Source organism: Brevundimonas sp. SL161 (assembly GCF_049896985.1).
Classification (GTDB): domain Bacteria; phylum Pseudomonadota; class Alphaproteobacteria; order Caulobacterales; family Caulobacteraceae; genus Brevundimonas.
This window is the reverse complement of record NZ_JAFCVJ010000057.1, coordinates 1-5,302: the sequence shown is the minus strand read 5'-3', so window position 1 is coordinate 5,302 and position 5,302 is coordinate 1. Positions and strand designations below refer to the sequence as shown.

5 protein-coding genes, 1 tRNA gene and 2 pseudogenes are annotated in these 5,302 nt (G+C 64.4%); 1 reads left to right on the top strand and 7 read right to left on the bottom strand.

The annotated features are described in order from the left end of the window. From ACP7AU_RS17435 to ACP7AU_RS17425, 3 genes are all read right to left on the bottom strand, one after another. Positions 1–124, bottom strand: a 124-nt coding sequence (locus tag ACP7AU_RS17435; RefSeq protein ID WP_426052239.1) for a hypothetical protein, incomplete at its 3' end; no start/stop codon positions are given. A 62-nt stretch (positions 125–186) separates the two neighbouring features. After that, a complete protein-coding gene (locus ACP7AU_RS17430; RefSeq protein ID WP_426052238.1) occupies positions 187–1,401 on the bottom strand; it encodes an acyl-CoA dehydrogenase family protein in 1,215 nt (404 codons plus the stop codon). An 81-nt stretch (positions 1,402–1,482) separates the two neighbouring features. Continuing rightward, positions 1,483–1,788: an SCP2 sterol-binding domain-containing protein gene (locus ACP7AU_RS17425; protein WP_426039679.1), complete on the bottom strand. Its 306-nt coding sequence runs from the start codon at positions 1,786–1,788 to the stop codon at positions 1,483–1,485. Positions 1,789–1,953: 165 nt separating this feature from the next. Here ACP7AU_RS17425 and ACP7AU_RS17420 point away from each other — a divergent pair. Beyond that, a tRNA-Ser gene (locus ACP7AU_RS17420) sits at positions 1,954–2,045 on the top strand. Positions 2,046–2,285: 240 nt separating this feature from the next. Here the strand turns inward: ACP7AU_RS17420 and ACP7AU_RS17415 are convergent. From ACP7AU_RS17415 to ACP7AU_RS17400, 4 genes and pseudogenes are all read right to left on the bottom strand, one after another. Then, positions 2,286–3,563 (bottom strand): DASH family cryptochrome, encoded by a 1,278-nt coding sequence (locus ACP7AU_RS17415; protein ID WP_426052237.1) that lies wholly within the window; start codon positions 3,561–3,563, stop codon positions 2,286–2,288. Continuing rightward, positions 3,560–4,513 carry an NAD(P)/FAD-dependent oxidoreductase gene (locus ACP7AU_RS17410; protein WP_426052236.1) on the bottom strand — a complete coding sequence of 318 codons (954 nt, stop codon included), beginning with the start codon at positions 4,511–4,513 and terminating at the stop codon, positions 3,560–3,562. The genes ACP7AU_RS17415 and ACP7AU_RS17410 overlap by 4 nt, the downstream gene beginning before the upstream one ends. Positions 4,514–4,898: 385 nt before the next feature. After that, positions 4,899–5,099 (bottom strand): annotated as a pseudogene (locus ACP7AU_RS17405) (IS6 family transposase); the annotation flags it as partial. Positions 5,100–5,182: 83 nt separating this feature from the next. After that, a pseudogene (locus ACP7AU_RS17400) lies at positions 5,183–5,302 on the bottom strand (IS5/IS1182 family transposase); the annotation flags it as partial.

The following is a 5,302-nucleotide window of genomic DNA, read 5'->3' as shown; positions in this document are numbered from 1 at the left end:
GGGCCAGTCGGATGGTCAGGGCCGTAACGCCCAGCGCCGTCAGCCCGCCGACCACGAAAGTACGGCGCAGGAACGAGCCCTGGCGCTCGTTCACATCGGCAAAGAAGATCGAAGGTTCGGTCATCAGAACCCTTCCCTGCCGCGTTTTCCTCCGCCTCCGCAAGGCGCGGAAGCGGAGGGATATTCCTAGTGGACCGGCCGCCCGCCGTGCTTCGAGTATTCGATCCGGGCGATGGTGCGGTTGTGCACCTCGTCCGGGCCGTCGGCGAGGCGCAGGGTGCGCACGCCCGCGTACATCTCGGCAAGGGGGGTGTCGCCCGAGACGCCTGCGCCGCCGAACGCCTGGATGGCGTCGTCGATGATCTGCAGCGCCATGCGCGGGGCCGCGACCTTGATCTGGGCGATCTCGGACTTGGCGTTCTTGGCCCCGGCCTGATCGATCATCCAGGCGGCCTTCAGCACCATCAGGCGGCACATTTCGATATTGGTGCGCGCCTCGCCGACGCGCTGTTCCCACACCGAATGCTCGGCCAGCTGCTTTTTGAAGGCGGTGCGGTTCAGCAGCCGCTCGCACATCAGCTCCAGCGCCTTTTCCGCCGCGCCGATCACACGCATGCAGTGGTGGATACGGCCCGGCCCGAGGCGGCCCTGAGCGATCTCGAAGCCCCTGCCCTCGCCGGCGATCAGGTTTTCGATCGGCACCCGGACGTTGTCGAGCACGACCTCGGCATGGCCGATGGGGCGCTCGTCATAGCCGAACACGGTCAGCATCCGCTCGATGCGGAAGCCGGGGGTATTGGTCGGCACCAGAATCTGGGACTGCTGCTGGTGGGTTGCGGCGCCCGTGTCGGTCTTGCCCATCACGATGGCGATGGCGACGTTCGGGTGACCCATGTTGGTCGACCACCATTTGCGGCCGTTGATGACGTATTCGTCGCCGTCGCGGATGATCGAGGTCTGGATGTTGGTCGCGTCCGAGGAGGCCACGGCCGGCTCGGTCATCAGGAAGGCGGAGCGGATCTCGCCGGCCATCAGGGGCTTCAGCCAGCGATCCTGCTGAACCGCGTTCCCGTACATATGGAGCACCTCCATATTGCCGGTGTCCGGGGCGTTGCAGTTGAACACCTCGGGCGTCCACAGGCCCGCGCGGCCCATGGCCTCGGCCAGGGGGGCATATTCCAGGTTGGTCAGGCCCGCACCGTGATCCCCCGGAAGGAACATGTTCCAAAGGCCCGCCTCACGCGCCTCGGCCTTCAAGGCCTCCATGGTCGGTGACTGGACGGTGTGGTCGCTATGAACGTCGGCCCAGTAATCGGCGGCGCGCGGCGCCACCGTGTCGTCGAGGAACCGCGTGACCCGCTCCTGCCAATGCAGGGCCCGGTCTGAGTGCTTGAAATCCATGGATGTCGTCCTTCCCGATATGCGAACGGCGCGATCCGCAGGACCGCGCCGTTCCGGCGTATAGCTTTTGTTAGCCGACCACTAGCGCTTCAGCAGAGGGGCCAGCTTCTGGGCGATCATCATGTCGCCGGCGATCTTCAGCTTGCCCTGCATGAAGGCCATCATCGGGTCCAGCTTGCCGTCCGACAGGGCCATGAAGTCGTCCCAGGTCATGGAGACGGTGGCGTCGGCGGGCTTGTCCTCGTTGGTGACGGTGTTCGGAACCGAGGCGCCGTCGATGAAGATCATGCCCACGTCGCCCAGGTCGATCTTCACGGTCTTGCCCAAACCGGAGTTGTCGCCGACGGCGCCGCGGATGTGTTCGGTCACTTGAGCCAGATCGGCCATGGAGGGTCTCCCTGAGAAGGTGGAGCCGAAGCCCTATCCCTCCATAGGCCGCCTCACAAGATCACGTCGGGGAAACTGCGGCCCCCGGCTGGACGATCAGGATCACAACAATCCGAAACGGCGGATTGCGCCCCGGCGCGGGCTCCGCTATCGAGCCTGCCTGCCGGAGACGTGGCCGAGTGGCTGAAGGCAACGGTTTGCTAAATCGTCATACCCTGTAAGGGGTATCGAGGGTTCGAATCCCTCCGTCTCCGCCACCTTTTTCATGAGTAAAATCAGCCATTTAACCCTTAACTCCTAAAACACGGAGTTCAGGGTTTGAGCGCGAGAAACCCCTCCGTCGCGGCGCTGTCAGGATCACCCCCGCCGGAAACCGGTGGCGCGTGAACGATATTAACTTCGCGAAACATAAACCCAGTCAGTGGCTTACGCCACAAATGCCAGAGACCTTTCATCGTTCGCCTCACAGCACCCGCTTCGATCCGACTGAATGTCGGTTACAGCGCATTCCAAAGGCGGCGGTAAGCACCGTCCGGGTCGTAATAGCCGGCCTGCTGTTCCGGATCGAACCGACGGCCATTGCGTGGGTCTGCGCCCCGGCCGGCGATGTAGAGCCAGTTGCCTTGATTGCTGCAGACGTCGAAATCGATCAGCTGGGCCTCGAACCAGGCGGCTCCCGCTCGCCAGTCGCATTCGAGATCGTGGACAAGATAGCTGGCTACGACCTGCCGCAGCCGGTTGCTGAGATAGCCCGTTGCAGCGAGTTCGCGCATGCCCGCGTCCACGAACGGCTGTCCCGTCTCGCCCGCACTCCACCGCGCGAACTGCTCAGGATCGTGTGATGGCCTGGGCAGTCGGCTGAGACCCTGATGACGGAACAGCCGCGCCCCGTGTTTCATAGAAGACAATCGAAAATAGTCGCGCCACAGCAGTTCGACGCCGATCCACCCTGTGCCTTCATTGGCGCCGTGCCGGGCCTCATGATCCCTCAGCGAGGCGAACGCCCTACGGGCCGACAGCGCGCCGGTTGCAAGCCAGGGCGACAACTTGGTTGAGTATGCGGCTCCGCTCAGCCCATTTCGCGTCGCCTTGTACGATTGCGCCAAGCGGCCGGAAAAATAGCTTTGGACGTGTCTCAGGGCGGCGGACTCCGCGCCGTCGAAGGCCGCAGTGTCGAAGGGGAACGAGGACCTGGGATCAGGCGCTTGGGTGATCGCCGACCGATGCGCGCTGAGGTACGGGTCAGGCAGAGGCGGCGCTGCGTGCGGAGGGGACAATGGGCGGACGGACGGGAAGCCGGCGGCCTCGAGTGCTCTGCGGAACGGCGTGAAGACCTCAGGCAGATCCCGGATGGCGAACGGCAGGTCGGCGAGGTCGACAAGACCAGACTGCCAGTGATCCTCGACACTGATGCCGAGCGCCCGCAATGCATCGACCTGGGCCAGCTCCTCCGGAGCGGCGATGGTCTCGCAAACCACGCGATCGGCGCTTAGCGCCTCAGCGAGGCCTGAAAGCACCTGAACCGGCTCGCCCTCGATGACGACGAGATCCGATCCCCTGTCGATCAAGGCCTGCTTGAGCCCCGCGACCGCCTGGTCCCGGAAACGACGCCTCAAAGGACCCCATCGCTCGAAACCCCAAGCGGTCGGGGCCGTCTCGCCCGGCGAGACCACATAAACTGGCAGCAGACTGGACGAGCTGTCGCAGGCCGACCGGAAGGCCGGATTGTCCGTCAGCCTCAGATCATTCCGGAACCAGTATATATGGAGGCTCACCGCCGCAGCCTCTCAACCTCTGCATCGCCCGTCATCCGCGCAGCCAGCCGCGTCCCTGACGTCCAGGCGGCCTCAACCCTGGGCCCGGTCAACCAGTCGCCGCAGACGCCAAGCTTGAGATCGGCGTCCCAGAGCGCATCAAGGCCGCCCCGCCCCGAACGCGCGTAAAGCCATCTGTGCGAGGAACAGGCGATCGGGGCAGGCAGAGCTGCGCCCAACCTGTGGGACAGGGCGTCGGTCAGGCCCGCTTCGACCTCGTCTTTGGGCATGTCCAGGTGGCGCGCGGACCACTCGCCGCCAGCCTGGACCACCCAGGCCTCGATCGGACCCCGACCGGGCTTGGCGCTGCTGCGCGCCGCCCAGGCCAAGGCCGAATCGTCATCGCCCCTTAGCCAGTCAAGATCGCCGGGAAGGCGGTCGCCGAAAGCCAGCATGAGGGTCCAGCAGGGCGAACTCGAGACGCCGCGAGCTATCGCGGCCATCTCCGGAACGATCGCGGTCAAGAGATCTGCCGCCTGCTCGGCGGGAATGGCGACAACCACAGCGTCGACAGTCGAAACGGGGCTGCTGTCCGCTGACACCTTCCAGCCGCTGGAGGTCCGCGAGATCTGAGTGACTCGGACGGACCACATCACATCCAGGTCCGTCGCCATCGCGCTGAGAGGCGCGTTCATGCCGGGCGCTCCCACCCATGCGTCCTCCACGACGGCTGTCCATCGCGAGACATGACCGGCGCTGGCCCATGCCTCGACCTGGTTGCGGAAGTCCGGATCTCGAGCAGTGAAATATTGCGCGCCGTGATCGAACGAAACCTCGCCGAGTGGCGTGGCGAGGCGGCGGGTGGCCATTCGCCCGCCTGCACCGCGCCCCTTGTCGATCAAAGTCACTGCATGGCCGGCGTCACGCAGGGCCTGCCCACAGGCCATCCCCGCCATGCCTGCGCCGATCACACATACTCTCAACGCCTCAGTCTCCTTTGCCAAACGTCCATGAGGGCATCAGCGTCCTTGTCCAGTTCGACGTCACTGACCCCTGGAGTCAGGGGGACGCCAGGCCTCCGGTGTCGACCCGGGCCTTGAGCCGGGCGACCAGCAAGGCTGTCCCGCTGATCTTGCGCTGAACGAAGAGGATAGACACGCATGCCTGCTTCAGGAGGCAGCATTGCGCCCAAGCGCCAGTCTTGAAAAGATGATGGACGTTGGGTGACTGACAACACCCTCACTGAACCCCCAGGGCCAGCGCGCCCGGCCTATGCGTGTCGGCAGCACCCAGCAACCGGTCGCCTTCGATCATGACCGACTGGGTACCGCCCATAGTCATGAAGGGCGGCCACCGCCGTTTCTTCAAGCGACGGGCGATCAGCGGTCCAAACTTAATCGTCCAGCGCCAGATCGTCTTGTAGCTGACGTCCACTCCGCGGGCCGCCATCAGTTCCTCCACGTTACGAAAACTGCGGCTGAAGCGGAGATAGAGCCAGACGGCATGGCGGATGACGTCCGACGGGAACCGGTGGCGCTTGAACGAAATCGGCTTCACAATAAGCCAGCCCGACAGCGGCTAACGCCGACTTTGCCGGAGACCTTTTAGCGTTCGTCTGACAGCACTGTCCGGATAGTGGTCTAGGTGGTGTGGACAAAGTGTCTGATCCACAGTCGGATGGATGCGACGATGACGAAGCCGAGGAAGCTGTCGGCGGTCTTGTCGTATCGGGTAGCCAGTCGTCGGCTGTGTTTGAGCTT

What these genes read in the sequence shown, in the direction of transcription:
- ACP7AU_RS17430 (WP_426052238.1), bottom strand. Translation starts at nt 1,401, where the DNA reads ATGGATTTCAAGCACTCAGACCGGGCCCTGCATTGGCAGGAGCGGGTC.
- ACP7AU_RS17425 (WP_426039679.1), bottom strand. Translation starts at nt 1,788, where the DNA reads ATGGCCGATCTGGCTCAAGTGACCGAACACATCCGCGGCGCCGTCGGC.